This is a genomic window from Serratia sp. EWG9, assembly GCF_019913725.1.
Lineage (GTDB): Bacteria > Pseudomonadota > Gammaproteobacteria > Enterobacterales > Enterobacteriaceae > Serratia > Serratia ureilytica.
On the sequence record NZ_JADNRO010000005.1, the window covers coordinates 278681 to 291026 of the forward strand.

A 12346-nucleotide genomic window follows, 5' to 3' on the forward strand; every position below is an offset into this window, starting at 1 on the left:
ACCGATGACAGCCAGCACAGAAAGCTGATTTCCTGCGCCGCCGTGCGCATTTAACTCTCTTTTGGCCAAGGAAAAAATTCGGTTCAGCGTCACCTCACGGGTGGCCGTGCTGATTTCTATTGATGCGGTAATTGGGCGGGGGAGAATTCGCATGACGAGTTATCGATATTGGCTGGGCATTCTCAGCTGTTTTCTGTTGTTCAACCTGGTGTTTCTCGGCCAGCAAACCGGCCTGTTCGGTAGCACGGATCATGAGCACCACGGGGAAACCGGCCTGCTGCTGTTTGTGATCCCCGGCGCGATCGCCAGCTATCTGTCGAGCCGCAAGCGGCTGCTGTGTCCGCTGCTGGGGGCGCTTTATGCCTTGCCGCTCTGCCTGCTGATCCGTCACTTCTGGCTGACGCCGTCCTATTCGTTCTGGCAGGAGCTGGCTTACGCCACCAGCGCGGTGTTCTGGTGCGTGTTCGGCGCGATGCTGATGCTGTTCGCCCTCGGTCTGTTGCACACGCTCCAGCAGCTGCATCGGCGGCAGCGGCAATAAAAAAAGGCGCGTTAAGCGCCTTTTTTGTCGTTCAAAAACTTACTGGAACAGGTTCAGGTGTTCTTTAGCGTAAGCTTCGAAATCGGTGCAACCGCCGATGTGCTTCTCGTCCAGGAAGATCTGCGGCACGGTTTCAACCGGTTTACCGACGGTTTTTTCCAGATCGGCCTTGGTGATGCCTTCCGCGTGGATGTCAACGTAACGGAAGTTGAAATCGTCGCGTTCTTCAGTCAGTTTTTCCGCCAGTTCTTTAGCGCGGACACAATAAGGACAGCCAGGACGCCCGAAGATTACTGCAAACATGCAACGCTCCTTAATTGGATTTTCAAAAAATTGTTCGCTACCGCAACGACATCCCGTCACCGAAAAAGTCATTACCTGCGTCAGATGGCGCCTACTATGCCCGTTGAGGCGGTGAAAAAAAAGCAGGAATTACCTGTTAATCTGATTCATGTAACCAATTAGTCTGCCGGGGCTGTCGTCGTCGACGGGAATTCACTACACTGGGGGCAGACCTCCTGGAGAAGAAAAATATGCGTTCATTCGGTGACTTACCGCGCCCGGTGCTGGTGTTGGAAGGGCTGGGCATCGTGATGCTGGTATTGGCCTACCTCAGTATTCACGGCCACCTGCAGCTGCCGGGCTGGCTGGCGTCGCAGCAGGCGGCGGTCGGCATGATTTTCCTCGGCGTGGCGCTGATGGTGCCGGCGGCGGCGTTTCTGGTATGGCGCGTGGTGCAGGGGTTCGGGCCGCTGATGCGCGGCGGCCTGCCGCCGGAAAACGATCGCCGCAAGCCGCAAGATGCGGACGCATCGAAAAATCATCAGGACAGCGATCCGCGCGCCTGAGCGCCGCGGCCGCTAACCCGCCTGCGGGGCAGGCGTTGGCCTTTTTGGGGTGACGAGTGAAAATTGCCATTCTTTCTCGCGACGGATCGCTCTATTCGTGCAAGCGGCTGCGTGAAGCGGCGGAAGATCGCGGGCACAGCATCGATATCATCGATCCGCTTTCCTGTTATATGAACATCAACCCGGCGGCGCCGACCATTCACTATCGCGGCCGTCAGTTGGAGCGTTATGACGCGGTGATCCCGCGCATCGGTTCCGCCATCACCTTTTACGGCACCGCGGTGCTGCGCCAATTCGAGCTGCTCGGCAGCTACCCGCTCAACGAATCCGTGGCCATTACCCGCGCCCGCGACAAGCTGCGTTCGCTGCAACTGTTGGCCCGGCAGGGTATCGATCTGCCGATCACCGGTTTCGCCCATTCACCGGACGATACCGGCGATCTGATCGAACTGGTCGGCGGCGCGCCGCTGGTGGTCAAGCTGGTGGAAGGCACGCAGGGCATCGGGGTGGTGCTGGCGGAAACTCGCCAGGCGGCGGAAAGCGTGATCGACGCCTTTCGCGGCCTGAACGCCCATATTCTGGTGCAGGAGTACGTGCGCGAAGCGCAGGGCCGCGACGTGCGTTGCCTGGTGGTGGGCGGCCGGGTGGTGGCCGCCATCGAGCGGCAGGCGAAGCCCGGCGAGTTTCGTTCCAACCTGCACCGTGGCGGCAGCGCCCGCAAAGTGACCATCACCGCCAGGGAGCGGGCGGTTGCGGTCAAAGCGGCGAACACGCTGGGGTTGGACGTCGCCGGGGTGGATATCCTGCGCGCCGAGCGCGGCCCGCTGGTGATGGAGGTCAACGCCTCACCGGGGCTGGAAGGGGTGGAAACCACTACCGGGCTGGACATTGCCGGCATGATGATCGAATACATCGAGCAGCGCGGCCGGCCGGGGTTCCGCCTGAAATCGGGCGGCTGACGGTACGCGCGTTGCGCTTTTCCCGCCGAGCAATATCTTAATTAGTGAATTAAGCCGCATTGATCGTGGCGTATCGGGTGAATATTCCGTAAGCTATGCGCCTTTTCGCGTTTTGAATATTGTGAGGCTGGTTATTATGGATTCACTCATTGTCCCCGATTTGGCGCTGTTGCGGCGCTGGCTGGATCAGTCGGGCATTTCTTTCTTTGAGTGCGATTCCTGCCAGGCGCTGCACCTGCCGCACATGCAGAACTTCGACGGTGTGTTCGACGCCAAGATAGATCTGGTGGACAACGTCATTCTGTTCTCCGCGCTGGCCGAGGTGAAGCCGACCGCGCTGATCCCGCTGGTGGCGGACCTGAGCCAGATCAACGCCAGCTCGCTGACCATCAAGGCCTTTGTCGACATTCAGGACGACAACCTGCCGAAGCTGATCGTCTGCCAGTCGCTGAGCGTGGCGGTCGGCATCACCTACGAGCAGTTCACCCACTTCATGCAGCAGGGCGAAGAGCAGGTCTCGATGGTGATCCTCGAGGCGCGGGCGAACGATCTGCTGTTTATGGGCGACGAAGAAGAGATCCCCGCTGGCGCCGTGCGTCAGCCGATGCTGCACTGATCCTCGCTGTACCTTAAGCATGCCGTCGCTCCGGCGGCATGCTGCCGTGACTCCCCTCCGCAATTAAATATTCTGCACTTAGGCCTCTGCCGCCCGATCTTTCTCGGCTTTTACGCCGTTAATGCCGTATCACATAGAGAAAAATTGCATAAAAAATCGATAAATGGCGTTTTTTACCCTGGGGGCTGGCGGGTTGCGATGGCAGCGGCTATGCTGCTGATTCTGCAAAGGGCTTGCGATTTCCCTTGTAACCACGCGAGCAGGGCAGTGCAAAAAGGCGCATGCAATCATATGCATAGCCATTCATTTCGCGGTTGCAACGATTGCGCTCAATCAGGAAAGGTTTTGTATCGCTGCAGATACAAGTTCAATTCTATGATTTACCCTGTTTTGGAGGAAGTTACGGATGGTCACCCAACGTAAAAAGTGGTTATCGGGTGTGGTTGCCGGTCTGTTGATGGCCGCGTCCGTCACGGCGTCAGCCGAAGAGAAAACGCTGCACGTGTATAACTGGTCCGACTATATCGCGCCGGATACCCTGGCCAAATTCCAGAAAGAAACCGGTATCAAAGTGGTGTACGACGTCTTTGACTCCAACGAAGTGTTGGAAGGCAAACTGATGGCGGGCAGCACCGGTTACGATTTGGTGGTCCCTTCATCCAACTTCCTCGAGCGTCAGTCGCAGGCCGGCATTTTCGAGCCGCTCGACAAGAGCAAGATCCCCAACTACAAAAATCTCGATCCCGAGATGCTGAAGCTGGTGGCGCATAACGACAAAGACAACAAATACGGCATCCCTTACATGATGGTGACCACCGGCATCGGCTATAACGTCGACAAGGTGAAGGCGGCGTTGGGCAAAGACGCGCCGGTCAACAGCTGGGATCTGATCTTCAAGCCGGAAAACCTGGAGAAGCTCAAGAGCTGCGGCGTCTCCTTCCTCGATGCGCCGAGCGAGGTCTACGCCACCGTGCTGCATTATCTGGGCAAAGATCCCAACAGCACCAACGCGGCGGACTACACCGGCGCGGCCAACGATCTGCTGCTGAAGCTGCGGCCGAACATCCGCTATTTCCACTCTTCTCAGTACATCAACGATCTGGCGAACGGTGACATCTGCGTGGCGATCGGCTGGTCCGGCGACGTGATGCAGGCGGCCAACCGCGCCAAAGAGGCGAAGAACGGCGTGAATGTGGCCTATGCGATCCCGAAAGAGGGGGCGCTGACCTACTTTGACATGTTCGCCATGCCGGCGGACGCCAAAAGCAAGGACGCCGCCTACCAGTTCCTGAACTTCCTGCTGAAGCCGGACGTGATGGCGGACATCAGTAACCACATTTACTACGCCAATGCGGTGAAAGATTCCACGCCGCTGGTGAACGCCGAAGTGCGCGATAACCCGAACGTCTATCCGCCGGCCGATTTGCGCGCCAAGCTGTTCACGCTCAACGTGCAGTCGCCGAAGCTGGACCGTGTCATTACCCGCGCATGGACTAAAGTTAAAAGCGGGAAGTGATGATGGGGGAGCCCCCCATCGTCGGTAAACCGGCAGGCGGGTGTTCCCCGCCTGCATTGCCGTTTTGGGCCACGGCGCTCGCCGTGGTTTTGTGCCGCTTTACGCCGGAGAGCACCCCGATTGAACGACGCTATTCCTCGTCCTCAAGCCAAGTCGCAGAAGGTTTTCACCCCTCTGCTGGAAATCCGTAACCTCACCAAAACCTTCGACGGGCAGAATGCGGTCGAAGACGTCAGCCTCACCATCTATAAGGGTGAGATCTTTGCGCTGCTTGGCCCGTCCGGCTGCGGCAAGTCCACCTTGCTGCGCATGCTGGCCGGTTTTGAACAGCCGACGGAAGGGCAGATCGTGCTCGACGGGCAGGATATGTCGCATGTGCCGCCGTACCAGCGGCCGATCAATATGATGTTTCAGTCGTACGCGCTGTTCCCGCACATGACCGTGGAGCAGAATATCGCGTTTGGCCTTAAGCAGGACAAAATGCCGCGGGCGGAGATCGCCGAACGGGTGGCGGAAATGCTGGCGCTGGTGCACATGCAGGAGTACGCCAAGCGCAAACCGCACCAGCTTTCCGGCGGCCAACGGCAGCGGGTGGCGCTGGCGCGCAGCCTGGCCAAGCGGCCGAAGCTGCTGCTGCTGGATGAACCCATGGGCGCGCTGGACAAGAAGTTGCGCGACCGCATGCAGCTGGAAGTGACCGACATTCTCGAGCGCGTCGGCGTGACCTGCGTGATGGTGACGCACGATCAGGAAGAAGCGATGACCATGGCGGGGCGCATCGCCATCATGAACCGCGGCAAGTTCGTGCAGATCGGCGAGCCGGAAGAGATCTACGAGCATCCGAACAGCCGCTTCAGCGCCGAATTTATCGGTTCGGTCAACGTCTTCGACTGCGTGCTGCAAGAGCGCCACGACGATGCGCTGATCCTGCAAAGCCCGGGGCTGCGCCATGCGATCAAAGTGGATCCGGACGCCTCGGTGGTGGACGGCGTGCCGATCCAGGTCGCGCTGCGGCCGGAAAAGATCCTGCTGTGCGAACAAGTGCCGGAAGACGGCTGCAACTTCGCGGTGGGGGAAGTGGCGCACATTTCCTATCTGGGCGATCTGTCCATCTACCACGTGAAGCTGCACAGCGGGCAGATCATCAGCGCCCAGCTGCAAAACGGCCATCGTTTCCGCAAGGGGATGCCCACCTGGGGCGATGAAGTGCGTCTATGTTGGGAAACCGACAGCTGCGTCGTGTTGACGGTGTAGTGGATCCGGTGAGGAGTAACCCGTATGACCCTGCTTTCTGAACGCGCGCCGGAACCGCCGGCCAAAGCGCCTGGTGCCCTCAGGGCGCTGTTCCATCGCCTGCTGATGGCCCATGGCCGCAAGCTGGTTATCGCGCTGCCGTATTTATGGCTGACGCTGCTGTTTATGCTGCCTTTCCTGATCGTGTTCAAGATCAGCCTGGCAGAGTTGGCGATGGCGGTGCCGCCTTACACCGAGCTGATGAGCTGGGTGGACGGCAAACTGAACATCGCGCTCAACTTCGCCAACTACCTGCAGCTGACCGACGATCCGCTGTATATCGACGCCTATCTGCAGTCGCTGCGCGTGGCGGCGGTTTCGACGTTGTGTTGCCTGATCATCGGCTATCCGCTGGCCTGGGCGGTGGCCCACAGCAAGGCGTCGACCCGCAACATCCTGCTGTTGCTGGTGATCCTGCCTTCCTGGACCTCGTTCCTGATCCGCGTCTATGCCTGGATGGGCATTCTGAAAAACAACGGCACGCTGAACAACTTTCTGATGTGGTTAGGGGTGATCGACCAGCCGCTGGTGATCCTGCACACCAACCTGGCGGTGTATATCGGCATCGTCTATTCCTACCTGCCGTTTATGGTGTTGCCGATCTACACGGCGCTGATCCGGCTGGATTACTCGCTGGTGGAGGCGTCGCTGGATCTGGGCGCCCGGCCGCTGAAAACCTTTTTCAGCGTGATCGTGCCGCTGACGCGCGGCGGCATCATCGCCGGCTCGATGCTGGTGTTCATTCCGGCGGTGGGGGAGTTCGTGATCCCGGAGCTGCTCGGCGGGCCGGACAGCATCATGATCGGCCGCGTGCTGTGGCAGGAGTTCTTCAATAACCGCGACTGGCCGGTGGCCTCGGCGGTCGCCACCATCATGTTGCTGTTGCTGATCGTGCCAATATTGTGGTTCCACAAGCACCAGAACAAGGAAATGGGAGGCCAGGCATGAACAACTTGCCGGTAGTGCGTTCACCGTGGCGCATCGCCATCCTGACTGTCGGCTTTACCTTCCTGTATGCGCCGATGCTGATGCTGGTGATTTACTCCTTCAACAGCTCCAAGTTGGTGACGGTGTGGGCCGGCTGGTCCACGCGCTGGTATAGCGAACTGTTCCACGATTCGGCGATGATTAGCGCGGTGGGGCTCAGCCTGACCATCGCCGCCGCCGCCGCCACTGCCGCGGTGGTGCTGGGCGCCATCGCGGCGGTGGTGATGGTGCGTTTCGGCCGTTTTCGCGGTTCGACCGGTTTCGCGTTTATGCTGACCGCGCCGCTGGTGATGCCGGACGTGATCACCGGCCTGTCGTTGCTGCTCCTGTTCGTGGCGATGGGGCACGCCTTCGGTTGGCCGTCGGAGCGCGGCATGTTCACCATTTGGCTGGCGCATGTCACCTTCTGTACCGCTTATGTGGCGGTGGTGATCAGTTCGCGCCTGCGCGAGGTGGATCGCTCAATTGAAGAGGCGGCGATGGACCTGGGGGCGCCGCCGCTGAAGGTGTTTTTCGTCATCACCTTGCCGATGATTGCGCCGGCGCTGATCTCCGGCTGGATGCTGGCGTTTACCCTGTCGCTGGACGATCTGGTGATCGCCAGTTTCGTCTCCGGCCCGGGCGCCACCACGTTGCCGATGCTGGTGTTCTCCAGCGTGCGCATGGGGGTGAATCCGGAAATTAACGCGCTGGCCAGCCTGATCCTGCTGGTGGTGGGCATTCTCGGCCTGATCGCCTGGTGGTTTATGGCGCGCTCGGAAAAACAACGATCGCGTGAATTGCAGCGGGCGGCCCGTAGCTGAATCGTAACAAACCTGCTATTTTTGCAATCAATAAGTATTGCAACTAACTACCTGACTTTACATGCGCCATTTGAATGGCTCCAATGAATTTCACACTGCCGCCAACAACGCGGCAATGTGAAAGGCGTAGGGGCAGTGGCGCGTCGTAGCGGAACACGGATATGTCAGACATGCTGAAAAGCGGGCAGGGAATAAGATCGACTTCGGATGCGCCGGTGCCGGTGATGGTGGCGGGCACCGCCATGGTGGCGATCAAGTGTATCAGCGTGGTGCTGCTGCTGGGCGAGCTGGGCGTCGACGGCGCGAAGGAGTTTGTCAGCACCAGCGCGCAGGCGTGGGATTCCACCTTTATCTTTCTGGCCGGGCTGATGCTGCTGTGCCTGCAAATCAGCTGCGGTTTTGCGGTGATGCGCGGCCGCAACTGGGGGCGCTGGGGCTACGTGGCCTGTCAGTGCATCGTGGTGCTTTACCTGCTGCTGGCCACCATCGGCAGCGTCTTCCCCGAGGTATTCACCGTGGAAGGGGAAACCAGCGGCCAAATCCTGCACGTTCTGATACTGCAAAAGATCCCCGACGCGGTGATCCTGGCGCTGCTGTTCGTCCCCACCGCCAGCCGCCGCTTCTTCACCGCGCGCAAGTGAGATTTTAGGCGCGCGGAGTGGTAAACTCTGCGCCCTTAATTCGTCATCCTGAACTTCACGGTATCTTCATGCATTGCGCTTTGTATATGGCGGGCACCTGCCGTTCCTGTCAGTGGCTGGAAAAGCCCTATCCGCAGCAGCTGGCCGACAAACAGCATCACCTGCAATCGCTGCTGGCCGGGCGCGATGTCGCGCAGTGGCTGCAGCCGGCGGCGGGGGAACTGAGCGCATTTCGCAATAAAGCCAAGATGGTGGTCAGCGGCAGCGTGGAGCGCCCGCTGCTCGGCATGCTGCACCGCGACGGCACGCCGGTCGATCTGAGCGACTGCCCGCTGTATCCCGCCGGTTTTGCGCCGATGTTTGCGGTGCTGAAAAGCTTCATCGCCCGCGCCGGCCTGACGCCGTATAACGTGGCGCGCAAACGTGGCGAGCTGAAATACCTGCTGCTGACCGAAAGCACGCTCGACGGCGGCGTGATGCTGCGCTTCGTGCTGCGCTCGGAAACCAAGCTGGCGCAGCTGCGCGCCGCGCTGCCGTGGCTGCAGCAGCAGCTGCCGCAGCTCAAGGTGATCTCCGCCAATATTCAGCCGGTGCATATGGCGATCATGGAAGGGGAGCGCGAGATAGCGCTGACCGAACAGCAGGCGCTGGAGGAACAGTTCAATCAGGTGCCGCTGTTCATCCGCCCGCAAAGCTTCTTCCAAACCAACCCGCAGGTGGCCGCCGATCTGTATGCCACCGCCCGCGACTGGGTGCGCGCGCTGGGTATCGACAGCATGTGGGATCTGTTTTGCGGCGTCGGCGGTTTCGGCCTGCACTGCGCGCAGCCGCAAACTCGCCTGACCGGCATCGAAATCAGCGCGGAAGCGATCGCCTGCGCGCGCCAGTCGGCGCAGCGATTGGGGTTGCTGCAGGTCGATTTTCAGGCGCTCGATTCCACCCGCTTCGCCACCGCCGAAGGGCAGGTGCCGCAGCTGGTATTGGTCAACCCGCCGCGCCGCGGCATCGGCCAGGCGCTGTGCGATTATTTGAGCCGGATGGCGCCGGATTACATTCTGTATTCCAGCTGCAACGCCGAGAGCATGGCGAAGGATATCGAGATGTTGCCGGGATACCGCATCGAACGGGTGCAGCTGTTCGACATGTTCCCGCATACCGCGCACTACGAAGTGTTGACGCTGTTGGTGCGGCGTTAAAGGCGCTTTTTGGCAGCGGTGTAAGCCGCTGAACGTTCGCGTTTGCCCACAGACAGGACCAGAACCACGATCTCCGTTTCCATGACGCGATATACCAAACGAAAGCCTGAGGCTCTGAGTTTGATTTTGTAGCAATCGGGCAAACCGGCGAGTTTGTTGGCGGGGACGTGGGGATTAACCAGCACCGATGCCAGCTTTTTTGAACTGTTCCCGGATCACCGGGGACAGTTTTTTAAATTCCTTCAGCGCATGTTCTTCGAATTCAAGCTTATAAGTCATCCAAATTGACCTTAATGCGTTTGCCGTTCATCCGTGAACGAACGATTTCAGCGAGTTCGATATCTTCCAGGTATTCCGCGATCGCCTCCCAGGTTTCCGGAGAGACGTAATATCCCGAAATCTTACCGTTGGTCAGGACGGCGACCGGTTGCCCTTGTGCCTCTTTAAGAGCGGCGTTGGGCGATTTCTTAAAATCGCTGATGCTGACAGCCGAGTCGGCAAGAATGGGTTGAACCGTCATGATGTTATCCTTGATGCTAAATTCAGTATCAAATTTAGCACTAACCGAATGGGGTGGCAATCGGATGGAGCCGCCGAAGGATGGCGACTCCACATGCGGACTTACTGCGGGAACCATTTGTCGTTGATGGCCTTGTAGGTGCCGTCGGCCTTGATGGCGTCCAGCGCGGCGTTCAGCTTGGCCAGCAGCGCCTGATTGTCCGGGCGCACCGCGATGCCGAGGCCGGTGCCGAAGTATTGCGCATCGGTGATATGTTCGCCGACCGGCGCCAGCTGCGGGTTGGTTTTGAGCCACTCGTTCACTACGGCGGTATCGCCGAAGACGCCGTCGATACGGCCGTTTTTCAGCTCCAGAATAGCGTTCTGGTAGCTGTCGTAAGAGACGGTGTTAATCTCCGGGTGCTTGTCCTGCATGTATTTCTGGTGGGTGGTGCCGTTTTCCATGCCGAGCTTTTTGCCTTTCAGATCCGCCAGCGAGCTGAACTTGCCTTTTTGCGCGATCACAATCGCCGAGTTGGCATAGTAAGGTTGGGTGAAGGCGACCTGTTTGCTGCGCTCCGGCGTGATATCCATACCGGAAATCACCGCATCGTATTTTTTGAATTTCAGCGCGGCGATCAGGCTGTCGAACGCCTGGTTGGTGAAAGTGCACTGCGCCTGCATCTGTTTGCACAACGCGTTGGCCAAGTCGATATCGAAACCGACGATCTGGTTGTTGGCGTCCAGCGATTCGAACGGCGGATAGGTGGCGGAGGCGGCGAAGCGGATAGTCTCGGCTGCGGTGGCGTTAAAGGTCATTCCGGTCAACATCGTCGCGGCAAGCAGCAGTTTTTTCATGCGTAGAGCTCCTGTCTGGATCCTGAAAGTGATTATTTCGCTATCGTTTGTTTTTACTGGTAATCGCCAGAGGTTTTTGCGAGGACACCTGCTGACAACCCTGCCACTGAGTGAATTAAAATGCAATATAAATGATTAAATATTGCAATGGGGATAAAAAAAGCCCCGCGCAATGGCGGGGCTGGAGAGGGGGATGGCTTCAGTTGCGGCGCTCAAACGCCAACGCGCGGCGCTCCACCAGCCGCATCAGCAGCGTCAGCAGGCCGTTGACGCACAGGTACACCAGACCTGCGGCGCCGAACACCATCACGTCGTAGGTGCGGCCGTACATCAGCTGGCTATAGCCCATCACTTCCATCAGCGTGATGGTGTAGGCCAGCGACGTGCTTTTGAACACCAGCACCACTTCGTTGGAGTAAGATGACAGCGCGCGCTTGAAGGCGAACGGCAGCAGAATGCGCAGCGTCTGCCGGCGCGACATGCCCAGCGCTTCGCACGACTGCCATTGTCCGGCGGGGATGGCGCGCACCGCGCCGTAGAACAGCTGCGTGGTATAGGCCGCGCTGTTCAGCGCCAGCGCAATCATCGCGCACAGCCAGGGCTGCGACAGCAGGTTCCACAGCCAAGGGTAGTCGCGGATCGCCGGAAACTGACCGGGGCCGTAGTAGATCAGGAAGATCTGCACCAGCAGCGGCGTGCCGGTGAACAGCGTCACGTAGGCCTTGACCAGCGGCGTCAGAACCGGCGTTTTCAGCGTCAGGATCACCGTCAGCAGCAGCGACAGCAGCAGCGCGACCAGCAGCGCGGCGACGGTAAGCGTCAGGCTGGTATGCAGCCCTTTGAGGATTTCCGGTAAATATTCAATCATCAGACCGGCCCCCGTTCAAACCGCGTGGCGCGCAGCTCAATGCGCTTGATGACGTATTGGCTGAACAGCGTCACCAGCAGATAGATGGCCGCCGCGATCACGTACCAGGTAAAGGGTTCCTGGGTGCGTGTGGCGATGCTTTTGGTTTGCAACATCAGATCGTTCACGCTGATCAGCGACACCAGCGCGGTGTCTTTCAGCAGCACCAGCCACTGATTGCCGAGGCCGGGCAGGGCATGGCGCCACATCTGCGGCATGATCAGGCGAAAGAAGATCGCCGCTTTGCCGAGACCCAGCGCCTGGCCGGATTCCCACTGCCCCTGCGGTACCGCTTTGAGCGCGCCGCGCAGCGTCTGCGAGGCGTAGGCGGAATAGAGCAAGGCCAGGGCGATCACCCCGCACAGGAACGGGCTGACTTCGAAATTGTCGATCGCCAGCTGAATCGGCAACTGAAACAGACCGAGGTTAAGGGTAAAGCCGTCGGAGAGCATCAGCAGCAGCTGCGACGAGCCGAAATAGATAAACAGCACCACCAGGATTTCCGGCAGGCCGCGCAGCACGGTCACCCAGGCGGTGCCGAGCCAGCTGACGGCTTTCCAGCGGGACGATTCCCATACGGCGAACAGCATCGCCAGAATCAGCCCGAGGATCAGGGCGCAAACGGCAAGGCCGACGGTCATGCCGGCGGCGCTTGCTAAAGGTTGTAATTCATTCATCGGGGC

Annotated in this window: 15 protein-coding genes and 1 pseudogene; 10 read left to right on the top strand and 6 right to left on the bottom strand. The window is 59.4% G+C overall.

Annotation, left to right across the window (positions count from 1 at the left end; all coding sequences use genetic code 11):
• The first annotated feature begins 151 nt into the window (after nucleotides 1-151).
• The gene (locus tag ITX55_RS14045; protein ID WP_033642521.1) at nucleotides 152-541 is read left to right on the top strand and encodes an inner membrane protein YbjM; all 390 of its coding nucleotides are present in this window, start codon (nucleotides 152-154) and stop codon (nucleotides 539-541) included.
• Nucleotides 542-580: 39 nt separating this feature from the next.
• On the opposite strand, the gene ITX55_RS14050 is transcribed toward ITX55_RS14045, so the two are convergent.
• Nucleotides 581-844 carry a GrxA family glutaredoxin gene (locus ITX55_RS14050; RefSeq protein WP_004938676.1) on the bottom strand — a complete coding sequence of 88 codons (264 nt, stop codon included), beginning with the start codon at nucleotides 842-844 and terminating at the stop codon, nucleotides 581-583.
• Between the two features lie 230 nt (nucleotides 845-1074).
• Between ITX55_RS14050 and ITX55_RS14055 the strand changes: the two genes are divergently transcribed.
• The 9 genes from ITX55_RS14055 to rlmC all read left to right on the top strand — a co-directional run bounded on the left by ITX55_RS14055 (nucleotide 1075) and on the right by rlmC (nucleotide 9400).
• Nucleotides 1075-1389, top strand: coding sequence for a YbjC family protein (locus ITX55_RS14055; protein ID WP_033642522.1), 315 nt, complete (start codon nucleotides 1075-1077; stop codon nucleotides 1387-1389).
• 56 nt (nucleotides 1390-1445) lie between these two features.
• Nucleotides 1446-2348 carry a 30S ribosomal protein S6--L-glutamate ligase gene (gene rimK, locus ITX55_RS14060; protein ID WP_047572083.1) on the top strand — a complete coding sequence of 301 codons (903 nt, stop codon included), beginning with the start codon at nucleotides 1446-1448 and terminating at the stop codon, nucleotides 2346-2348.
• 136 nt (nucleotides 2349-2484) lie between these two features.
• Entirely contained in the window at nucleotides 2485-2964 is a 480-nt protein-coding gene (locus ITX55_RS14065; RefSeq protein WP_004938666.1) for a YbjN domain-containing protein, read from the top strand.
• A gap of 406 nt (nucleotides 2965-3370) precedes the next feature.
• Complete coding sequence (potF, locus tag ITX55_RS14070; RefSeq protein WP_033642524.1) at nucleotides 3371-4480, top strand: spermidine/putrescine ABC transporter substrate-binding protein PotF; 1110 nt, start codon at nucleotides 3371-3373, stop codon at nucleotides 4478-4480.
• A 120-nt stretch (nucleotides 4481-4600) separates the two neighbouring features.
• Nucleotides 4601-5734: a putrescine ABC transporter ATP-binding subunit PotG gene (gene potG, locus ITX55_RS14075; RefSeq protein WP_004938650.1), complete on the top strand. Its 1134-nt coding sequence runs from the start codon at nucleotides 4601-4603 to the stop codon at nucleotides 5732-5734.
• A 24-nt stretch (nucleotides 5735-5758) separates the two neighbouring features.
• Nucleotides 5759-6721 (top strand): putrescine ABC transporter permease PotH, encoded by a 963-nt coding sequence (potH, locus tag ITX55_RS14080; protein ID WP_042784087.1) that lies wholly within the window; start codon nucleotides 5759-5761, stop codon nucleotides 6719-6721.
• On the top strand, nucleotides 6718-7563 hold the full coding sequence (gene potI, locus ITX55_RS14085) for a putrescine ABC transporter permease PotI (protein ID WP_042784088.1): 846 nt from the start codon (nucleotides 6718-6720) through the stop codon (nucleotides 7561-7563). The genes potH and potI overlap by 4 nt, the downstream gene beginning before the upstream one ends.
• A 161-nt stretch (nucleotides 7564-7724) precedes the next feature.
• Nucleotides 7725-8204 carry a YbjO family protein gene (locus tag ITX55_RS14090; protein WP_047024958.1) on the top strand — a complete coding sequence of 160 codons (480 nt, stop codon included), beginning with the start codon at nucleotides 7725-7727 and terminating at the stop codon, nucleotides 8202-8204.
• Between the two features lie 68 nt (nucleotides 8205-8272).
• Nucleotides 8273-9400, top strand: a complete 1128-nt coding sequence (rlmC, locus tag ITX55_RS14095; RefSeq protein WP_108680383.1) for a 23S rRNA (uracil(747)-C(5))-methyltransferase RlmC — start codon at nucleotides 8273-8275, stop codon at nucleotides 9398-9400.
• Here the strand turns inward: rlmC and ITX55_RS14100 are convergent.
• The 5 genes and pseudogenes from ITX55_RS14100 to artQ form a co-directional block, all read right to left on the bottom strand.
• Nucleotides 9397-9679 (bottom strand): annotated as a pseudogene (locus ITX55_RS14100) (type II toxin-antitoxin system RelE/ParE family toxin). The gene rlmC and the pseudogene ITX55_RS14100 sit on opposite strands and share 4 nt — an antisense overlap.
• Complete coding sequence (locus ITX55_RS14105; protein ID WP_004928423.1) at nucleotides 9669-9920, bottom strand: type II toxin-antitoxin system Phd/YefM family antitoxin; 252 nt, start codon at nucleotides 9918-9920, stop codon at nucleotides 9669-9671. Before ITX55_RS14105 ends, ITX55_RS14100 begins: the two are co-directional and overlap by 11 nt.
• Before the next feature lie 101 nt (nucleotides 9921-10021).
• A complete protein-coding gene (gene artJ / locus ITX55_RS14110; RefSeq protein ID WP_223085170.1) occupies nucleotides 10022-10756 on the bottom strand; it encodes an arginine ABC transporter substrate-binding protein in 735 nt (244 codons plus the stop codon).
• Between the two features lie 199 nt (nucleotides 10757-10955).
• Complete coding sequence (artM, locus tag ITX55_RS14115; RefSeq protein ID WP_033650651.1) at nucleotides 10956-11624, bottom strand: arginine ABC transporter permease ArtM; 669 nt, start codon at nucleotides 11622-11624, stop codon at nucleotides 10956-10958.
• Nucleotides 11624-12340, bottom strand: a complete 717-nt coding sequence (gene artQ, locus ITX55_RS14120) for an arginine ABC transporter permease ArtQ (protein WP_025159684.1) — start codon at nucleotides 12338-12340, stop codon at nucleotides 11624-11626. Before artQ ends, artM begins: the two co-directional genes overlap by 1 nt.
• Between the last annotated feature and the right edge of the window lie 6 nt (nucleotides 12341-12346).

Bases quoted from the DNA above. Each gene is read 5' to 3' on its own strand.
- ITX55_RS14045 (WP_033642521.1), top strand. From the start codon at position 152: ATGACGAGTTATCGATATTGGCTGGGCATTCTCAGCTGTTTTCTGTTG.
- artJ (WP_223085170.1), bottom strand. From the start codon at position 10,756: ATGAAAAAACTGCTGCTTGCCGCGACGATGTTGACCGGAATGACCTTT.
- artM (WP_033650651.1), bottom strand. From the start codon at position 11,624: ATGATTGAATATTTACCGGAAATCCTCAAAGGGCTGCATACCAGCCTG.
- ITX55_RS14090 (WP_047024958.1), top strand. From the start codon at position 7,725: ATGTCAGACATGCTGAAAAGCGGGCAGGGAATAAGATCGACTTCGGAT.
- potI (WP_042784088.1), top strand. From the start codon at position 6,718: ATGAACAACTTGCCGGTAGTGCGTTCACCGTGGCGCATCGCCATCCTG.
- ITX55_RS14105 (WP_004928423.1), bottom strand. From the start codon at position 9,920: ATGACGGTTCAACCCATTCTTGCCGACTCGGCTGTCAGCATCAGCGAT.
- ITX55_RS14050 (WP_004938676.1), bottom strand. From the start codon at position 844: ATGTTTGCAGTAATCTTCGGGCGTCCTGGCTGTCCTTATTGTGTCCGC.
- artQ (WP_025159684.1), bottom strand. From the start codon at position 12,340: ATGAATGAATTACAACCTTTAGCAAGCGCCGCCGGCATGACCGTCGGC.
- rlmC (WP_108680383.1), top strand. From the start codon at position 8,273: ATGCATTGCGCTTTGTATATGGCGGGCACCTGCCGTTCCTGTCAGTGG.
- ITX55_RS14065 (WP_004938666.1), top strand. From the start codon at position 2,485: ATGGATTCACTCATTGTCCCCGATTTGGCGCTGTTGCGGCGCTGGCTG.
- ITX55_RS14055 (WP_033642522.1), top strand. From the start codon at position 1,075: ATGCGTTCATTCGGTGACTTACCGCGCCCGGTGCTGGTGTTGGAAGGG.
- potF (WP_033642524.1), top strand. From the start codon at position 3,371: ATGGTCACCCAACGTAAAAAGTGGTTATCGGGTGTGGTTGCCGGTCTG.
- potH (WP_042784087.1), top strand. From the start codon at position 5,759: ATGACCCTGCTTTCTGAACGCGCGCCGGAACCGCCGGCCAAAGCGCCT.